The organism is Paracidovorax wautersii (genome assembly GCF_031453675.1).
GTDB lineage: Bacteria > Pseudomonadota > Gammaproteobacteria > Burkholderiales > Burkholderiaceae_C > Paracidovorax.
In genome coordinates this window covers 1,891,693-1,909,203 of sequence record NZ_JAVIZX010000001.1, presented here as the reverse complement: position 1 = coordinate 1,909,203, position 17,511 = coordinate 1,891,693, and the positions used below count along the sequence as shown (strand labels likewise).

Annotated in this window: 16 protein-coding genes and 1 pseudogene; 6 read left to right on the top strand and 11 right to left on the bottom strand. The window is 70.9% G+C overall.

Going from position 1 to position 17,511, the window contains the following annotated elements; genetic code table 11:
• Positions 1–28: 28 nt before the first annotated feature.
• The 3 genes and pseudogenes from QE399_RS08685 (at position 29) to QE399_RS08675 (ending at position 3,531) form a co-directional block, all read left to right on the top strand.
• Positions 29–1,192 (top strand): zinc-dependent alcohol dehydrogenase, encoded by a 1,164-nt coding sequence (locus tag QE399_RS08685; RefSeq protein WP_309828010.1) that lies wholly within the window; start codon positions 29–31, stop codon positions 1,190–1,192.
• A gap of 57 nt (positions 1,193–1,249) precedes the next feature.
• Positions 1,250–2,217: pseudogene (gene lhpI / locus QE399_RS08680) on the top strand (bifunctional Delta(1)-pyrroline-2-carboxylate/Delta(1)-piperideine-2-carboxylate reductase).
• Between the two features lie 198 nt (positions 2,218–2,415).
• Entirely contained in the window at positions 2,416–3,531 is a 1,116-nt protein-coding gene (locus QE399_RS08675) for a branched-chain amino acid ABC transporter substrate-binding protein (protein WP_309831985.1), read from the top strand.
• 55 nt (positions 3,532–3,586) lie between these two features.
• Here QE399_RS08675 and QE399_RS08670 read toward each other — a convergent pair whose 3' ends face one another.
• Positions 3,587–4,699 carry a formylglycine-generating enzyme family protein gene (locus QE399_RS08670; RefSeq protein WP_309828007.1) on the bottom strand — a complete coding sequence of 371 codons (1,113 nt, stop codon included), beginning with the start codon at positions 4,697–4,699 and terminating at the stop codon, positions 3,587–3,589.
• Positions 4,700–5,013: 314 nt separating this feature from the next.
• A complete protein-coding gene (locus tag QE399_RS08665) occupies positions 5,014–5,655 on the bottom strand; it encodes a TetR/AcrR family transcriptional regulator (protein ID WP_309828006.1) in 642 nt (213 codons plus the stop codon).
• A gap of 100 nt (positions 5,656–5,755) precedes the next feature.
• Here QE399_RS08665 and QE399_RS08660 point away from each other — a divergent pair, with 100 nt between their 5' ends.
• Positions 5,756–6,967: an MFS transporter gene (locus QE399_RS08660; RefSeq protein ID WP_309828004.1), complete on the top strand. Its 1,212-nt coding sequence runs from the start codon at positions 5,756–5,758 to the stop codon at positions 6,965–6,967.
• Between the two features lie 20 nt (positions 6,968–6,987).
• Here QE399_RS08660 and QE399_RS08655 read toward each other — a convergent pair whose 3' ends face one another.
• The 4 genes from QE399_RS08655 to QE399_RS08640 are packed head-to-tail and all read right to left on the bottom strand — an operon-like array spanning position 6,988 to position 10,191.
• Entirely contained in the window at positions 6,988–7,593 is a 606-nt protein-coding gene (locus tag QE399_RS08655; RefSeq protein ID WP_309828002.1) for an SAM-dependent methyltransferase, read from the bottom strand.
• Positions 7,590–8,426 (bottom strand): PIG-L deacetylase family protein, encoded by an 837-nt coding sequence (locus QE399_RS08650; protein ID WP_309828001.1) that lies wholly within the window; start codon positions 8,424–8,426, stop codon positions 7,590–7,592. The genes QE399_RS08655 and QE399_RS08650 overlap by 4 nt, the downstream gene beginning before the upstream one ends.
• On the bottom strand, positions 8,414–9,502 hold the full coding sequence (locus QE399_RS08645; protein WP_309827998.1) for an acyl-CoA dehydrogenase family protein: 1,089 nt from the start codon (positions 9,500–9,502) through the stop codon (positions 8,414–8,416). Before QE399_RS08645 ends, QE399_RS08650 begins: the two co-directional genes overlap by 13 nt.
• The gene (locus QE399_RS08640; RefSeq protein WP_309831983.1) at positions 9,499–10,191 is read right to left on the bottom strand and encodes a glycosyltransferase family 2 protein; all 693 of its coding nucleotides are present in this window, start codon (positions 10,189–10,191) and stop codon (positions 9,499–9,501) included. The genes QE399_RS08645 and QE399_RS08640 overlap by 4 nt, the downstream gene beginning before the upstream one ends.
• A gap of 338 nt (positions 10,192–10,529) precedes the next feature.
• Here QE399_RS08640 and QE399_RS08635 point away from each other — a divergent pair, with 338 nt between their 5' ends.
• Positions 10,530–11,144: a thioredoxin family protein gene (locus tag QE399_RS08635; protein ID WP_309827996.1), complete on the top strand. Its 615-nt coding sequence runs from the start codon at positions 10,530–10,532 to the stop codon at positions 11,142–11,144.
• 182 nt (positions 11,145–11,326) lie between these two features.
• Here QE399_RS08635 and QE399_RS08630 read toward each other — a convergent pair whose 3' ends face one another.
• Together QE399_RS08630 and QE399_RS08625 are read right to left on the bottom strand one after the other, a co-directional pair.
• Positions 11,327–11,914 (bottom strand): DUF2062 domain-containing protein, encoded by a 588-nt coding sequence (locus QE399_RS08630; protein WP_309827995.1) that lies wholly within the window; start codon positions 11,912–11,914, stop codon positions 11,327–11,329.
• 34 nt (positions 11,915–11,948) lie between these two features.
• A complete protein-coding gene (locus tag QE399_RS08625) occupies positions 11,949–12,944 on the bottom strand; it encodes a TerC family protein (RefSeq protein ID WP_309827993.1) in 996 nt (331 codons plus the stop codon).
• A gap of 229 nt (positions 12,945–13,173) precedes the next feature.
• Between QE399_RS08625 and QE399_RS08620 the strand changes: the two genes are divergently transcribed.
• Positions 13,174–14,064, top strand: a complete 891-nt coding sequence (locus QE399_RS08620) for a LysR family transcriptional regulator (RefSeq protein ID WP_309827991.1) — start codon at positions 13,174–13,176, stop codon at positions 14,062–14,064.
• Positions 14,065–14,215: 151 nt separating this feature from the next.
• Here QE399_RS08620 and QE399_RS08615 read toward each other — a convergent pair whose 3' ends face one another.
• The 3 genes from QE399_RS08615 to QE399_RS08605 form a co-directional block, all read right to left on the bottom strand.
• Positions 14,216–15,172 (bottom strand): universal stress protein, encoded by a 957-nt coding sequence (locus QE399_RS08615; RefSeq protein ID WP_309827989.1) that lies wholly within the window; start codon positions 15,170–15,172, stop codon positions 14,216–14,218.
• 123 nt (positions 15,173–15,295) lie between these two features.
• Positions 15,296–15,706 (bottom strand): GreA/GreB family elongation factor, encoded by a 411-nt coding sequence (locus QE399_RS08610; RefSeq protein ID WP_309827988.1) that lies wholly within the window; start codon positions 15,704–15,706, stop codon positions 15,296–15,298.
• Between the two features lie 351 nt (positions 15,707–16,057).
• A complete protein-coding gene (locus tag QE399_RS08605) occupies positions 16,058–17,392 on the bottom strand; it encodes a sulfatase family protein (protein ID WP_309827986.1) in 1,335 nt (444 codons plus the stop codon).
• Between the last annotated feature and the right edge of the window lie 119 nt (positions 17,393–17,511).

Sequence of the window (17,511 nt, the reverse complement as noted above, 5' to 3'; positions counted from 1 at the left end):
TTCATTTCCCACCCGGAGTTTGTTCCCCATGAAAGCCCTCACCTACCAAGGCTCGAAGAACGTCTCGCTCGACAACGTTCCCGACCCCATCCTGCAGGCGTCCGACGACATCGTGCTGCGCGTGACCGCCACCGCGATCTGCGGCTCGGACCTGCACATCTACCGCGGCAAGATCCCCGATATGAAGGACGGCGACATCCTTGGCCATGAGTTCATGGGCGTGGTCGAAGAGGTGGGCCCCGGCGTCACCGCGGTGCGCCCCGGCGACCGCGTGGTGATCCCGTTCGTGATCGCCTGCGGCAGCTGCTTCTACTGCAACAAGACCCTGTTCGCCGCCTGCGAGACCACCAACACCGGGCGCGGCGCCATCCTGAACAAGAAGAGCGCCACGCCGGGTGCCGGCCTGTTCGGCTACTCGCACCTGTACGGCGGCTACGCCGGCGGCCAGGCCGAGTACGTGCGCGTGCCGCAGGCCAACGTGGGCCCGTTGAAGATCCCCGATGTGCTGGCCGACGAGCAGGTGCTGTTCCTCTCCGACATCCTGCCCACGGGCTACCAGGCGGCGGTGAACGCCGAGCTGGGCCCGGGCTCGTCCGTGGCCATCTTCGGTGCCGGGCCGGTGGGCCTGATGTCGGCCCTGTGCGCACGCTACCTGGGGGCCGAGCAGATCTTCATGATCGACAACAGCGACTACCGGCTGTCCTTCGCCGCGGCCGAGTACGGGGCCATTCCCATCAACTTCGACGAGCAGGAAGACCCGGCCGAGGAGATCCTCACCTCCACCAACGGCCACGGCGTGGACGCGACCATCGACGCCGTAGGCTTCGAGGCCAAGGGCAGCGCTCTGGAGACGGCGCTGACGGCCATGAAGCTGGAAGGCTCCAGCGGCAAGGCGCTGCGCCAGTGCATCGCCGCCACGCGGCGCGGCGGCGTGGTCAGCGTGCCGGGCGTGTATGCGGGCTTCATCCACGGCTTCCTGTTCGGCGACGCGTTCGACAAGGGCTTGACCTTCAAGATGGGCCAGACGCATGCGCAGAAGTTCATGCCCGAGCTGCTGACGCTCATCGGCGAGGGCAAGATGAAGCCCGAAGTCATCATCTCGCACCGCATGAAGCTCGCCGATGCGGTGCAGGGCTACAAGATGTTCGACCAGCAGGACGACGATTGCCGCAAGGTGGTGTTGACGCCATGATGGCGGGCCGGGGGCCGTCGCCTCCCGCCCTTGCCACCACCGCCGCCGCCGCCTGCCATGCACCCTGCCGCCACCGGTCTTCCATTGCCCGATCCCGCCGCACCACTGGTCGTCTGCGACGCGGCGCGCACCGCACGGTTGCTGGAGCCCCTCGCGCTGGTGGAAGCCATTGCCGCGGCTGCGCGCGACGGCGCGGCGGGCCGGCTCTTCAGCCCTGAGCGGCAGGTGGTGCCGCTGGGCGAGGGCGGTGTGCTGCTCAGCATGCCGGCCACGGCGCCGGACATCGCCATCCACAAACTGGTGAACGTGCAGCCCGCCAACGCGCAGCGCGGCCTGCCCACGATCCACGGCGTGGTCGCCGTCTACGACGCAGCCACGGGCCGGCCGCTGTGCCTGCTCGATGGCCCCGAGGTGACGGGCCGGCGCACGGCGGCCGTGTCGATGCTGGCCATCCGCCACGGGCTGGCGCAGCCGCCGCGGGAGGTGCTGCTGATCGGCACGGGCGTGCAGGCCCGCCACCCCATCTGCAGGCGCTGCAGGCCGTGTATCCGCAGGCTTTCGTCTGGGTGCGCGGGCGCACGGCCGCCGCGTCGCAGGCCTTCGTAGGCGCGGCGGCGGGCCACGTGAAGCCCTGCCCCGCCGAGGTGCCTGAGCACGTGGACGTGGTGATCGCCGCCACCACCAGCAAGGCCCCGGTGTACGACCTGCCCGCCCGCGCCGGGCGCCTGGTGATCGGCGTGGGCGCCTTCCGTCCGGACTTGGCCGAGATCGGCCCGGCCACGCTGCACGGCAGCGCGCTGTATGCCGACGAGCCTGCCGGCGCCCGCCACGAGGCGGGCGACCTGATCCAGGCCGGCGTGGACTGGACGCACGTGCGCCCGCTCGCCGCCCTGCTGGACGCCGCTCCCGACCACACCCGCCCTCTCGTCTTCAAGAGCGTGGGCAGCGCCGCGTGGGACCTGGCCGCCGGCCGCGCCGCGCTGGCGGCGCTGCGGCGCGAGGGCGCGGTGCCCCACGGCGGCTGAGCGCGGCGGGCAGCGCCGCCGCAACCACCGCCCGCCTCACGTTCGCGCCGCATCACGGCCGCGGCCCGCCGCGCTGCGGGCATACTCGCCGCCGGCCCCGCCACGCGCCGCCCGCCCATGAGGCAGGCCGGCGCGCGTGCGCAGGCCCTTTCCCACAACGATCCAGATCCAAGGAGATTCACCGTGAACCACCGTCCGATGCTTCGCACCGCCGTCCTCATCGCCAGCCTGGCCGCCGCCGGTTTCGGCCACGCGCAGGAGCGCATCCGCGTGGGCTTTCTCAGCCCCGTGACCGGCCCGCAGGCCGCCAACGGCGTGGACAACCGCGACGCCGCGCTGCTCGCCGTCAAGGAGATCAACGCCCGCGGCATCAAGGTGGGCGGCAAGCCGGTGCAGTTCGAGCTGGACGTGCACGACGACGGCGCCGACCCCAAGCAGGGCGTGCAGATCGCCCAGGGCCTGGCGGACCGCAAGGTGAAGTTCGTGCTCGGCCCCTACAACTCGGGCGTGGCCATGCCCGCCTCGCGCGTGCTGGCCGAGGCCGACATCGTCACCTTCACCGTCGCCTCCAACCCCAAGATCACGCAGCAGGGCTACCGCAACCTGTTCCGCATCGGCGCCAGCGACAACCAGCTGGGCACCAAGATGGCCGTCTACGCCGCGCAGGACCTGAAGATCAAGACCGTGGCCGTCATCGACGACCGCACCGCCTACGGCCAGGGCGTGGCCAAGGAATTCACGGAAGAGGCCAAGCGCCAGGGCATCAAGGTGGTGACCAACGAATTCACTACCGACAAGGCCACGGACTTCACCGCCATCCTGACCAGCGTGCGCGCCTCCAAGGCCGAGGCCGTCTTCTACGGCGGCTACTCGCCCCAGGGCGGCCCCATGCTGCGCCAGATGCGCGCGCTGGGCCTGAACGTGCCGCTGCTGGGCGGCGACGGCATCTGCTCGTCCGAGACGTCCGTGCTGTCGCAGGTGGCCGGCAACCTCAACGCCTACTGCACGCAGGGCGGCTCGATGCTGGACAAGAGCGACAAGGGCCAGAAGTTCATCGAGCGCTACCGCGCCGAATACAAGCGCGACCCGCTCACGTATGCCGCCGCGTTCTACGACGGCATGCACCTGCTGGCCAGCGCCATCGAAGCCACGCAGGGCACGGACGGCAAGAAGATCATCGACCACATCGCCAAGGGCAAGTACGCCGGCGTGAGCGGCGAGTACAGCTACGACGACAAGCACGACCTGCGCTCGTCCGCCGTGACGGTGTTCACGTTCAAGGGCAAGGACGTGGTGCCGCTCAAGAGCCTGTGAGCCGGGCGCAGCGCAGCACAGGGCGCGCAGCGGCGTTGCGTCGCGTGCGGCCGCGCTACCGAGCCCTCTGCGCAGGCGCCGCCGGAAGCCGCGCTGCCTGCGGCGCCGGGCGGGTCGATGCTGCAGCCGCGCCGTCCAGCTCCCGCACCAGCCGGATGCCCACCAGCGTGTAGCGCGTCTGCGGCACGTTCCAATTGCGGTAGGCGCAGCGGGCATAGAGCGGCCAGGTGTGCCAGGAGCCGCCGCGGCGCACTTTCACGCTGCCCTTGGCCGGCCCCTGCGGATCGGCGGCGGGCGCCCGGGCATAGGCGTCGTCGGCATGCCAGTCCGACACCCACTCCCACACGTTGCCCACCATGTCGTGCACGCCGAAGGCATTGGCCGGGTACTGCGCCACCGGCGCGGTGAAGGCGTGGCCGTCGCTGCCGGCCACGGCCTGGGCCTGCCAGCGCGGCCAGTAGGGCGCGGCGGTGTGGTCGAACACGTTGGCGTGCGGGGCCAGCGCCTGCGGATCGTCGCCATGGGGCCAGCGGGTAGTGGTGCCGGCGCGGCAGGCGTATTCCCATTCGGCCTCGGTCGGCAGGCGGTAGCGGTGGCCTTCGGTGGCGCTGAGCCAGGCGGCCAGCGCGGCGGCGTCGTACCAGGTGACGTTGACCACGGGGTGGTCGTCGCTCTGGGCAAAGCCCGGGTTCTGCCATGAATAGCGCGGATCGCGCCCCTCGAAGGCATCGCCGCGCGCCGTGGTGGCGGGGTCGTAGGCCGGGTTGTAGCCATAGCCGCCCGTGCCGTCGGCCACCGATTCGGGCTGGTAGCCCGAGGCCTGCACGAAGCGGCGGAACTGCCCCACCGTCACCTCCGTCTGCCCCAACCAGAAGGCCTGCGTGATGCGCACGGTATGCACCGGCGCCTCGTCGTCCAGCTGCTCGAAGCGGCGGCGCTCCAGCTGCGGAAAGTCGCGCGCCAGCGCCTGCACCGGCTCGTCGCTGCCCATGCGGAACCGGCCCGCCGGGATCTGCACGAAGGGCATGCCCAGCGTGTTCGTCCACACCGACACGGCATGCGGAAGGGGCGCCGGGGACGCAGACTGCGCGGCCGGCCAGGACAGGCTGAACGCCGCCAACACGGCGGCGGCGCGGCGCAGGCCGGGGGACGGAAGACACAACACCATGGACGCACTCCTCGGCAAGGGACCACTGCGACATGCAATTGGGAGGCCGGGGCACGGTCTGTGCAGCGCCGGGCAGCGCGACTGCCCGCCGGCAGTTCCGCTCCAGCGGCTGCCATGGTGCCACTGCGGCGTGCATCCGTGCGGGGCGGGCGCCGGCCGCCCGCAGGCCCGCCGCCTGCAGCGCTCAAAGGCCGGCGCCTTATCGCTACGCTATTGATAGCTGCATGCGCTCATGGAATATGCGCTGGAGCCCTAAAAGGCTTTTAAAAAAGTACTGAAAATGGCCGGCAGCAGGCACGACCAGCCGCTCCCGCCTAGCGGTTCCCGGTCTTGGCCACCGGTGCGCCATGGGCCGGCAACACATCGGCCGCACCCGCCTGTGCCACGCACAGCCCCACCCAGTGGGCCAGCTGCCGTCCGGTGGGCGTGCCCGCGCCCATGAGCAGGCGGTAGATGATGGGCGAGACGAGGGTGTCCAGCACCGCGTCCACCGACGGCGTGGCCTGGCCGCGCGCCTGTGCACGCTCGACCAGCAAGGTGATCTGCCCCGCGGTGATCTGCAGGCACTGGCACGGCGCGGAGCCGTCGCCATAGCCGCTGGCGGTGAGTACGTCCTTGAGCATCTGGCGGCCCACGTCGGAGGACATCTCCTCCAGGAACTGCTCGCCCCAGGCCAGCAGGTCGCCCTGCACGCTGCCGGTGTCGGGCGGCTCGGATTCGTCGCGCAGCCGGGCGAGGGACACATCGGCCAGCAGCTCGACCAGATCGCCCCAGCGGCGGTAGATGGTGGACGGCGTCACGCCCGCCTGCGCGGCGATCTGCGGAATGGTGAGCGCCTCGCGCCCGTGCAGCGCCGTGAGGTCGTGCACGGCCTGGTGCACGGCGGCCTGCACGCGGGCACTGCGTCCGCCGGGGCGCAAACGGGTGGCGGCTGCGGCTGCTTCGGTCGTCGTCATGGGGCGATTGTAGGAGGCCCCTCCGCAAGGCGCGCGCCGTAAAGCAAAGACTTTGCGTTAGTGGCACAATCCATTAACGCAAATTTTTTGCTTTAGCACCATGACGACAGCCTTCTCCCCTGCTCCGCCCGTCGCCTGGCCCCGGCGCCGGCTCGGCCCCCATGCGGCTCTGTGGTTCACGGTGTCCCTGGTGGTGATGTTCCTGGCGGCGTCGAGCGCTCCCTCGCCCTTGTACGCGCTGTACCGGGAGATGTGGGGCTTCTCGGCCTTCAGCCTCACCGTGATCTTCTCCAGCTATGCGTTTGCGCTGCTGGCGGCGCTGCTCTGCTTCGGCGCGCTGTCGGACCATGTCGGCCGGCGCAGCGTGGTGATCGCGGCGCTGGCGCTGGAGTTCGTGTCGGTGCTGGCGTTCTGGCAGGCCGAATCCGTGGCCTGGCTGCTGGCCGCCCGCGTGTTGCAGGGCGTGGCGACGGGCATGGCGACCAGCGCGCTCAGCGCCCTGCTGGTGGACCTGCACCCCGTGCGCGGCCCGCTGATGAACAGCGTGGCGCCCATGGTCGGCATGGCCGTGGGGGCGCTCGGCACCAGCGTGCTGGTGCAGTACCTGCCTTCGCCCACGCAGCTGGTGTTCGAACTGCTGCTGGGGGTGATCGCCCTGCAGTGCGCGGCCGCGTTCTGGTTGCCGGAGACGGTCACGCGCCGGGCAGGCGCCTGGCGGTCGCTAATGCCGCGCATGCATGTGCCGCAGGCCGCGCGCACGCCGCTGCTGCGCATCCTGCCGCTGAGCACGGCGGGGTGGGCGCTGGGCGGGTTCTACCTGTCGCTCGGCCCCTCGCTGGGCCGGCTGGTGACGGGCAGCGCCTCGCCCCTGGTGGGCGGCCTGCTCATCGCCGCGCTGGTGCTGCCCGGCGCGCTGGCCATCGCCGTGGTGCGCCAGCGCCCGCCGCGCGGCGTGCTGCAGTTCAGCGCCGCGGCGCTGGCCCTGGGGCTGGCCATCACGCTGGCCGGCGTGGCCTGGCACAGCCCGGCGGCCTTCTTCGGCGGCACGCTGGTGGCGGGGCTGGGCTTTGGCGCAGGCTTCAATGCCGCCGTGCGCTGCCTGGTGCCCATGGCGTCGCCGCAGGACCGGGCGGGGCTGATGGCCAGCTTCTTCGTGCTGAGCTACCTGGCCTTCAGCCTGCCGGCCATCGCGGCCGGGCTGCTGACCGGCCTGTACGGGCTGCACGCCACCGCGCTGGGCTACGGTGCCGTGCTGATCGCGCTGGCGGCCATCGCCGCAGCGACGGCCCGCGCGGTGCCCGCGCCGCGCTGAGGGGTCGGACTGCTCGCCTGCTACGCCCGCCCTTCGCGCAGCGCCAGGCTGGCGCCCTGGCCGCGCTCCCAGACGTCGATGCAGAAATCGGCGTCCTGCAGCTGCAGCACGCGCGGCAGGCCCAGCGCCGCATGCAAGCGCTCGTGCACCTGCGGGCCGTTGATCTCGCACCCCGCGATGGCGTGCCGCCAATGGCAGGCGAGCACCGTGGCCTGTGGCGAGAGCGACGCGACGAGGCAGCCCGCCAGCCTCTGCAGCGCCTCGGCGTCCAGGTAGTACAGCAGTTCGCTGAGCACCACCAGGTCGAAGGGCCCCGCAGGCCAGTCCTGCGGCAGCACGTGGCGTGCGAACGCCACGTGCGGCAGGCCGGCCAGCCGATGCTGCGCGGTCTGCAGCGCCAACGCCGAGACATCGGCGGCCAGCAGGCGGTCGCAGCGCGCGGCCAGCGGCTGCGTGAGCAGTCCTTCGCCACAGCCGGGCTCGTACCCGCTGGCGTAGCGCTGCCCGGGCAGGCAGACCAGCAGCAGCTGGCGCTTGCGGGCCTCGTACCAGCTGCCCTGCATGCGCCACGGGTCGGCGCCCTGCTGGTACAGCGCCTCGAAATGGCTGGGGGGGTGCGCGCTCATGGTGCGGGCTCCACGATGAAGAACTCATCCGGCCAGGCCGCGCGCGCCAGGATGGCGTCGTCCAGCACCGGCGGCAGGCCCGGCCCGCGCGGCAGGCACTGCGAGGCGTGCCGGCGCAGCGCGCGCTGCTTGCGCTCCAGGTCGGCCGGGTGCGCGCCCAGGCGGCACAGCCGCGCCCAGGGCACGGCGGGGTCGGCCAGGCGGGCCCAGTGCCACGCCCATACCGGCGCCTGCAGCACGACGGCCACGCCCGCCCGGTGGGCGGCGGCCAGCGTGGCGCGGCCGCAGGCCTCGTGGTCCGGGTGGCCGTCGCGCTGCCAGGTGGTGACGACCACATCGCCCGGCTGCAGCAGGCGTTGCAGCGCCTCGCGCAGCGCCGACTCGGCGGGCGCCACGCCGCCGTCGGGCAGGTGCAGGGAGGTCAGCGCGGGCGGCGGCATCTGCAGGGCCTGCAGCCCGCGCAGGCGCTCGCCCTGCCGGACGCGGGCCAGGCGCTCGGGCGGCCAGCCGGGGGCGTCCGCATGGCTGGCCTCGCCGTCCGTCACGCCGACGATGTGCACCGCCCCGCCGCGCCGGGCATGGGCTTGCATCAGCAGGCCGCAGCACAGCAGTTCGTCGTCGGGATGGGGCGCCACCACCACCAGCCGTTGCGCGGCGATTGCCTGCGGCACCGCCTCCGTCAACGGCTGCAGGGCCTGCGCCTGCGCCTGCAGCCAGGCGTGCCACGCAGCGGCGCCATGGCGCGGCGTGTCGATATGGCGCGACGCGGCATCTGCATCCGCGCCTGCGTCGGCATGCTGGTACTCCAAGGGCGCTGCGCTCACAAGGCCCATGGCGCCTCCGGTTCCGCGGCGCGCAGGCGGCCGAGCGCTGCGTCGTCCCGTTCGGCATGGCTTTGCCGGATGAACACCGGCAGGTCTGCCGCGCGCCGGGCAAACGCCGCATCGCGGCACAGCAGCGTGGGGCCGAGGGCGCGGGTGGCCTCGTCCAGCACCTGGCGCGCCATGGCTTCCACGGCCTGGCGCACGCGCAGCACGGGCGCTTGCGCGTCGGCCTGCGGATGGGCATCGATCCACTGCGCGGTCTCGCGCAGCAGGGCCGCCGCGCCGGCGAGCGCCACGTCCACCTTGCCCAGGGCGGCCTCCTTGAAGGGCTGGCCGGCGGGGCCGTTCTGTGCCGCGGCCACGGCCTGGTGGAGTGCCCGGCCCACGGCCATCGCACCGCCATACCAGCAGGCCGCCACGCCGGCGCCGCCGTGCCAGAAGCCCGGGCGGCCCAGATAGTCCCCCGGCGCGCCGACCAGCGTGGCGGGCGTGTCGTCGAAGGTCACGTCCACGCTGGCGCTGCCCGCCATGCCCACGGCCTGCCAGGACTGGGCGGAGACCGCCACGCCCGGCTGCCGCAAGGCCACGGCCACCAGCTGTGGCGATTCCACCCCAGGCCACCAGGCGGTGAGGAGGGCATGCGTGAGGTGTTCCGCCCCCGAGCACCAGCGCTTGGTGCCGCGCAGCACGGTCTGCCCGCCCGCCTGGCGGTGCACTTCCACCCGCCCGCCGGGCGCCTCGGCCGCCCACATGCCCCACAGCGCGGGGCCGGCGTCCGACGCATCGTCTCCCGCCGCGGGCGCCGGTCCCGCAGGCACGTCCTGCGCGCCCCGCAGGGCGGCGACTTCCTGCAGGATGGCCAGCGCATCGGTGTGCCCCTCGAACAGCTTGGCCAGCGACAGATCGGCCGCCGCCACCGCGCTCAGCGCCTGCCAGCGCTGCAGCGTGGCGCCGTTCCCGGGCAACGGCAGCCGGTCGCCGCCGCTGCGCACCAGACGCAGCAACTGCGCGGCGGGCGGGTCGCCAGCCCCCTGGGCCAGCGCGTCCCGCAGGCCCGCGGTCAAAGTGGCCGTGCCGGCGGTCACGCCGCCACCTCGGCCAGGGGCCCTGGGGGTGCGGCGAGACAGCGGCGCAACTGTTCGAGATGGGCGCCGAAGCCTTCCGGCGCGCGGTAGCTGCGGCGGGCGCTGGTGCGCACGCGCGGCCGGTTGGACCAGGCAATGCGTGCGCCGCCAGCCTGAAGCGCGTGGACCAGCGCCACGTCTTCCCGCGTGCGCAGCGGCGCAAAGCCGCCCGCCCGCACATAGGCCTGGGCGCACACGCCCAGGTTGGCCCCGTGGATGTGGCCGTGGCCGGGCGCATCGGTATAGCCCGCCTGGTAGACCGCACGCAGGGCGGCGCTTTCGCCCCGCCAGTCAGCGACCTCGACCGTGCCGCACACGGCCTGCGCGCCTTCCGCCAGCTGGGCCGCGATCCAGTCGGGCGCCACCTCGCTGTCGGCATCGGTGCTGCTGAGCCAGCGTGCGCCCAGCGCAAGCGCCTGCGCCGCGGCGGCCGCACGGGCCGCGCCCACGTTGCGGCCGTGCACGGCCACGGCCTGCGCTCCGCCCGCCAAGGCGATGCGGGCGGAGCGGTCCGTGCACGCGTCCAGCGCGACGATCACCGCCACCGCTTCGCCGCCCAGCGTGGGGTGCCGCGCGGCCTCTGTCACCGCACGCAGGCAGGCCCCGAGCTGGTCCTGTTCGTTGTGCACGGGAATGATCACGCCGATCATCGCGCTACCCGCCATACCGAAAGGCTGCAGGCGGCAGCGGCCGAAAGCGGCGCGAGGATGAGGCACGGGGGCTGGAGACGCGGCATGGTGGGGCGGATTGAGAAGGTCTTTCACCCCCACCGTAGAAGGCACGCCGTCCCGGCCCTGTAGGAAAGGCGAACCCATCCGTATGGCACTTTGCCTCCAGTCGGTGCCGGACACGACCCCTTTCTGCCCACGCACTGCGCCAAGTGGAGGGTTAGCAACCAAACCGGTGCCGGTCCCAGGGTTGCCTCTGGCGGCGCGGGGTTGCTGCGCCCATACTGCGCCGTCATCCGTTCTTTGCAAGGACCCCTGCCATGCTGCTTCGACATACCGTGATGGCCGCCACGCTGGTGCTGGCCGCAACCACTGCCCAGGCGGCACCTGCCGTGGGCCAGCCGGCGCCGGACTTCAGCGCCCGCGACACCGCCGGCAAGAGCGTGCGGCTGTCCGACTTCCGCGGCAAGACCGTGGTGCTGGAATGGACCAATCCCGGCTGCCCCTTCGTGCGCAAACACTACGACAGCGGCAACCTGCCCGCCACGCAGAAGGGCGCCGTGGACCAGGGCGTGGTGTGGCTGGCCGTGAACTCCACCGAGAAAGCCGCCAGCGACTACCTGGAGCCCGCCCAGCTCACCGGCTGGCTGAAAGAGCGCAAGGCCGTACCCACCGCCGTGCTGATGGACGAGGACGGCAGCATCGGCCGGGCCTACGGCGCGCGCACCACGCCGCACCTGTACATCGTGAACGCGCAGGGCACGCTGGCGTATGCAGGCGCGATCGACAGCATCCCGTCGGCCCGGCCGGCCGACATCGACAAGGCCACCAACTACGTGAAGGCGGCCCTGGGGGACATCGCCGCCGGCAAGCCGGTGGCGGCCGCCACCACGCAGCCCTATGGCTGCACCATCAAATACAAGCCGGCGGCCTGACCGCCCCCGGCCACCGCGCCGCGCTGCAGAACACGGGCCGCGCCGTGCCCCCACGGCCAGCCGACGGCAATCGCTATGTAATTAATAGCGCACTGCGCTTGCCAATCAAGCGCTGCGGGGCATTTTGGCAATAGCCCACTGCCGCCGGCTGTTCTGTCCATCCCTGCCTGGCGTTCACCGCTTCATCCGCCCGGCCCCTGCAGTGGCAGGGCCGCGGCCCGTGCCCGCTGCCAGCGGCGTCCGCGCTGCACGGCGGGCGCCAGCCACAGCAGCTGCACGGCCAGATACCCCAGCGCTGCAAACAGCAGGCCGAGCACCGGCAGCCCCACCAGCAGCGGCAGGCCCAGCGCCTGGATCCACGCCGCCAGGGCCTGCACCGTGAAGTCGCCCCCGGGTGCCACGCTCTGCCACGCCGGCAGGACCTGCTCACCCGGCAGCACCAGGGCCCCCATCTGGAAGGCCAGCGCATACAGCGGCACGGTGGTGAGCGGGTTGGTATAGAAGGTGGTCACGCCGCCGGCCACCACATTGCCGCGCACCCAGGCACAGGCCAGGGCCGTGGCCGGCAGCTGCAGCGGACCGGGGATCAGCCCGCAGAACGCGCCAGCCGCCACCCCGCGCGCCAGCGGCTGGCGCTGGAAGCGGAACAGCTGGCGCCGCTCCAGCCACGGCTGCATGCGCTGCAGCCAGCCGCTGCCGCCCATCAGGGCGCGGGCCCGGGGTTCGAGCCCGCGCAGCCAGCGGCGCAGGGTGCACAGGGACTGCATCATCTTCGGGGTCGCCTGCGGTGCGCCGTACCCGCCGTCATTCCTTGGGCGGCAGGGCGGCCGGCGTGGCCGGCTCGGCTGCCACCGCCGGGCGCGAGGTGCGCAGCGACAGGATGATGGAGCCGGCGATCAGCGAAGCCGTGACCAGCAGCGCGTAGCCGATCGGGATCTTGTACACGTCGATCAGCAGCATCTTGGCACCGATGAAGACCAGCACCAGGGCCAGGCCATAGGCCAGCAGGTGGAAGCGGTCCGCCAGGTCGGCCAGCAGGAAGTACAGCGCACGCAGGCCCAGGATGGCGAAGATGTTGGCCGTGAGCACGATGAACGGATCGCTCGTGATGGCGAAGATGGCCGGGATGCTGTCCACCGCGAAGATCACATCGGTGATGCCGATCATGAGCAGCACCACGAACAGCGGGGTGAAGAGCTTCACGCCGTTGACCACCGTGGTCAGCTTCTCGCCGTCGAAGTTGTCCGACATGCGGATGTGCTTGCGCAGGAACTTCAGCACGGGGTTGCTGGAGATGTCCGGCTCCTTGCCGGCGGCGATCCACATCTTCACGCCGGTGATGACCAGGAACGCACCGAACACGTACAGCAGCCAGTGGAAGGTGGCCAGCAGCCACGCACCCGCCAGGATCAGCACCGTGCGCAGCACGATCGCGCCGATGATGCCGACGATGAGGGCGCGCTTCTGGTACTCGGCCGGCACGGCGAAGTAGCTGAAGATCATCAGGAAGACGAAGATGTTGTCCACCGACAGGCTCTTCTCGACCAGATAGCCGGTGATGAACTGCATCGATACGGTGTTGGCCACCTCCCGGCCCTGCGAGCCGTTCAGGTACCACCACAGGATGCCGACGAACACGAACGCCAGAGAGAACCAGAGCACGCTCCAGCTGAGCGCTTCCTTCATGGTCACCTTGTGTGCGCCCTGGCGCTCCATGACCAGCAGGTCGATGGCGATGGCGACGACGACGAACAGGCCGAAGGCGGCCCACATCATGGGAGTTCCGATGGTTTCCACCATGTTCAGCTCCCTGCGCCGCAGCGCGGTAGAGGAAGGGGCCTGCGGGGCTGGAAGCCCGGCAGGCAGCGGAGGCGATTTGCGCAGCTAGTCATGTTGGTTTTCGCAAAAAGGTGGAAGGGGAAACACGGGAACCTGGAATGTGCCCGTACCGCCGGAAGACGCCAAGCCCGCTTGGCTTTAACATCACTTCGGTTTTTGCGAACTGTTAGCCGCCCCCGTCCTACACGCCATGAGCCAGACCTTCAACTACCGCCATCTGTATTACTTCTGGGTCGTCGCCAAGGAAGGTGGGCTGACCCGGGCCGCCGAACGGCTGGACATGGCCGTGCAGACCATCAGCGCGCAAGTGCGCCTGCTGGAAAAGGACCTGGGCTCGACGCTGCTGCGCACCGAGGGCCGCAACCTCGTGCTGACCGATGCCGGCATTGCCGCCATGCACGAGGCCGACCACATCTTCGCTCTGGGCGAGAAGCTGCCGCACCGCGTATCGGAAGCCGCTTCGGGCCGCACGCTGCGGCTGAATCTGGGCATCTCCGACGGCATCGCCAAGGTGGCCGTGCACCGCCTGCTCACCCCCGTGCTGGACGAACCCCACCTGCGCCTGCTGTGCCACGAAGGCGAGTTCCAGCCCCTGCTGGGTGAGCTGGCCCTGCACAAGCTCGACGCCGTGCTGGCCGACCGCCCTGCACCGCCCAACCCCGCCCTCAAGACCACCAGCCAGCTGCTGGGCACCAGCCCCATCGCTTGGTATGCCCCGCCCGTATGGGCCGAGGCCGCCGCCCGCCAGTTTCCCCACAGCCTGGCCGTGGTGCCGGTGCTGCTGCCCACCGGCCACGCCGCCATGCGCGCCCACATCGACGACTGGCTGGAACGCGAGCGCATCCGCCCACGCATCGCCGGCGAGTTCGAGGACAGCGCCCTGCTCGCCACCTTCGCCAGCACCGGCATGGGCGTCATGCCCGCGCCCGCCTCTCTGGGCGAGATGCTGTCGCGCACCCACGGCCTGGTGCACGTGGGCACCACGGACGACGTGCAGGAGCAGTTCCACCTGATCTACAACGTGCGCAAGGTGATGCATCCGCTGGTGACGCGGCTGGTGGAGGGCGGGGGGTTGGACTGAAGGCGCCTGCCGCACGCACGCCCCTGGCGAGGCCTGCGCACGGCGGATCCCGGTGCTGACGAAGCCGGCTTACGGAAAGCGAGCATCCCCTGCACCGGCGCCCGAATGCCGGTCGCCCTGCGTTGCCCCCTTCGCCTGCGCAGCCCGTCGGTCAGGTGCCGGCCGGCATCGCCGCCGGGTTCGGATAACCCGGCGGGCGCGGTGCTCCTGCCTTGACGCGGCGTACGGGCATATCGGTAGAGAGGCGCTCGATGGCAGCGCCACGGGAGGCGGGTTGAAAGCCGTGCGGCGCGACCAGCACATCCGCGCGGGCACCGTGCAGCACGCGCTGGGCCACACTCTCGAACACCAGGTCAGCAAGCCAGGATGCGGGATGCTTGCCCACCACGATCAGGTCCGCGCCCATGCTTTGCTGCTGCACCAGAACCTGCCGTGCAGGGTTGCCGCGGCCGATCGACGAGGAGAGTCGGTTGCGCCGTGCGTCGTTCGAGTCGAACAGTGTGAGCATCCGGCTCTGCGCATGGCGCCGGCACTCCTCGCGGTACATCCGGATGGCCTGCTCGGACACTTCGGCATAGCGCAGCTTGCCCTCATTCGCGGTGTCAATGGCATGGAACAGTTCAACCCGCGCAGAGGGGTGCAGGGCGACGGCCCATTCGACCAGACGGCGCGATGCGGCCGAAAAGTCCACGGCGACCATCACGCTTTGGTAGGGCTGCTCGGCGCGCTGACGTACCACGAGCACAGGACGCTTGGTGGCGCGCAGCAATCGGATGGCCGGGTGCGCGGAGAACCAGCCGCGCAGGCCCCGCAAGGGAGCGGTGCCCCACACCACTAGGTCGGCGCTCTTCGCCTCGGACGCGACGCTCGCGGCCATGAAGTCGGTGCGCGTTGCCGCGTGCACCGTGATGTAGTGGCGCTGCTGCAGCTGCAGCGCGTGGTGCGACAAGCGCACGGCCGCGTCCGGCGGTGGGGCCTCATCAGCAGGCGCCAGGTAGACAAGCTTGAGCGTTGCGCCGTGCTTGGCGCACAGCAGCGCGGCTCGCGCCATGGCGAGGGTGCCCTGGATCGAAAAGTCGGTAACGGCAAGAATGGAGCGGGGGATCATGGTGAAACGTCCTTTCGAATGGCGTGGCCCTTCAAGGGCGGCCGCGGTACGGCGCCGATGGGGCAGGCGATGAGAGGGGCCGCGGCCAGTCCGCAGCCGTGCATGGCCGGTGGCGGTGCCCGGCTAAGTAGTGAAGTCGCCCGCGGCTTCGGGCTGGAACTCGATGGCTTCGATGGTGGCGGCGCACTCTTCGCCATGCGGGGTGGGCCAGCGGGCAACGTCGCCCACTTTTAGCCCCAGCACGCCCATGCCCACCGGCGACAGCACCAAGATGAGCCCGGCCGCCGGTTGGGCATCTCGCGGGTAGCAAAGGGTCAGCATCTGGCGCCGCCGGGTATGCAGGTCCACCAGTTCCACGCGCGAGTACATAGTGACCACGTCATCCCGCACGGCGCGGGAGCGGATCACCTCGGCTTGGGCGAGAACGTCGGCAAGAACGGCGGGCCGCTGTTGGTCCGCCAGCCTCGACAAGCGAGAAGAATCGAGTTCGGTCAATGTCCGCTCACCCAGAGCGATCACCACAGCATCATGCATACAAGGCACTCCATCGAATGCGGCGGTTGCCCGAGAGGTCAAGCCGGCCGCAGCCGCGCGAGGCGGGTGCCCGGCGGTGGATGTTTGCGCTGAAGGTAAAGGGGAGAGGGGTGCCGCCGGGCTCAGGGATGTGCGGGCGTTCGTTGACGACGCGCGTTCTTTGGGGCGAGCGCCCGCACACCTGCGGCTGCGTGGAGCAGCGCGGCCAAAGCGGCACAGGTGCAAAGAAGAAGCGTGGTCATGGCCCGAGTCTACCCGTGGGGGGACATTTTCGGGCCAATGGCCCCAGCAGTCTTGCCAGATAGCGGCGCGGGCGAAAAGCGCTGCTGCCGCGTTCGCGGGCCGAGCGTCCTACCGCCCCGGCATGTCCTTCTCCGTATAGCAAAGGCTCACCGTCGCATCCCCCGGAATCGCCGGCATGCTCGCGTTCCACGCCTCCCAGGCCTGCACCATGTCCGCCAGCCTGGCGGGCTGCAGCGGCGCCAGGTTGGCCCGCTCGCGTTCGTCCTGCGCCAGGTTGAAGAGGTAGTCCACGCCGTCCACGCGCAGATACTTCCAGTCGCCGTGGCGCATGGCGCGCTGGCCGCGGTGGTTCATGCGCCAGAAGAGCGGGCGGTCGGCCGTCCAGGCGGCGTTGCGCAACAGCGGCGCCAGGGTCTGGCCGTCGAGCGGGTAATCGGCATGCGGCTGCGCGCCGCCCACATCGAGCATCGTCGCGGACCAGTCCATGGTCAGGCAGGGCTGCGTGCTGGTGCCGCCGGGCGCGATCACCGCGGGCCAGTGCGCGATCCAAGGCACGCGGATGCCGCCCTCGGTCAGATCCATCTTGCCGCCCACCAGCGGCCAGTTGTCCGAGAAGCGCTCGCCGCCGTTGTCGCTGGTGAAGACGATCAGCGTGTCGCGCTCCAGGCCGTGCGCGCGCAGCGTCTGCACGATGCGGCCGATGCCTTCGTCCATGTGGTGGATCATGCGGCGGTAGGTTTCCACATTGCCGCCGGCCAGGTGGTAAATGGCCTGCTTGCTGTCCTTCAGCTCATGCGCCAGCGCCTCGTCGTCGCGCGTCTCCCATGGCCAGTGCGGGGCGGTGTAGTGCACGCTCAGGAAGAACGGCGTGCCGGCTTGCGCGCCTGCCGCCATGCGTTCGATGTAGTCCACCGAGTAGTTCGTGATCAGGTCGGTGAGGTAGCCCTCGTCGGCCTTCTCTTCCTCGCCGAACCACAGGTCGTGCACGCCGTTGGCGCCACAGTGGGTGAAGTAGTCCACCCCGCCCGACATGGGGCCGAAGTATTCCTCGTAGCCCGACTTCAAGGGGCCGAAGTGCGGCGGGTAGCCCAGGTGCCACTTGCCCATGAGCCCCGTGCGGTAGCCGGCGTCCTTCAGCAGCGAGGGCAGCGTGGGGTGCTCGGGGCGCAGGCCCAGCTGGTCGTTGCCGCGCGTGGCCGTGCGGATGGGCTCCTCGGCCGCGCCGCGCAGGCGGTATTGGTAGCGCGCCGTCATCAGCGCGAAGCGCGTGGGCGAGCACACGGGCGAGTTGGAATAGCCCTGGGTGAGCTTCAAACCGCCGGCGGCCAGCTGGTCGAGCACGGGCGAGACGGGGCCGAAGGCCGCATCGCGCCCGCCGTAGCAGCCCAGGTCCGCATAGCCGAGATCGTCGGCCACGATGAAGACGATGTTCGGTCGTTGCATCGGAAAATCTTTGAGAGAAAAACAGCCCGCAGCGCAGCAGGGACGGGCGCATGCCCATCAAAATGCATAGCAACAGGCGGTAGACGCCCGCACCGCGGCCGGGCCGCTACCTTAACGCC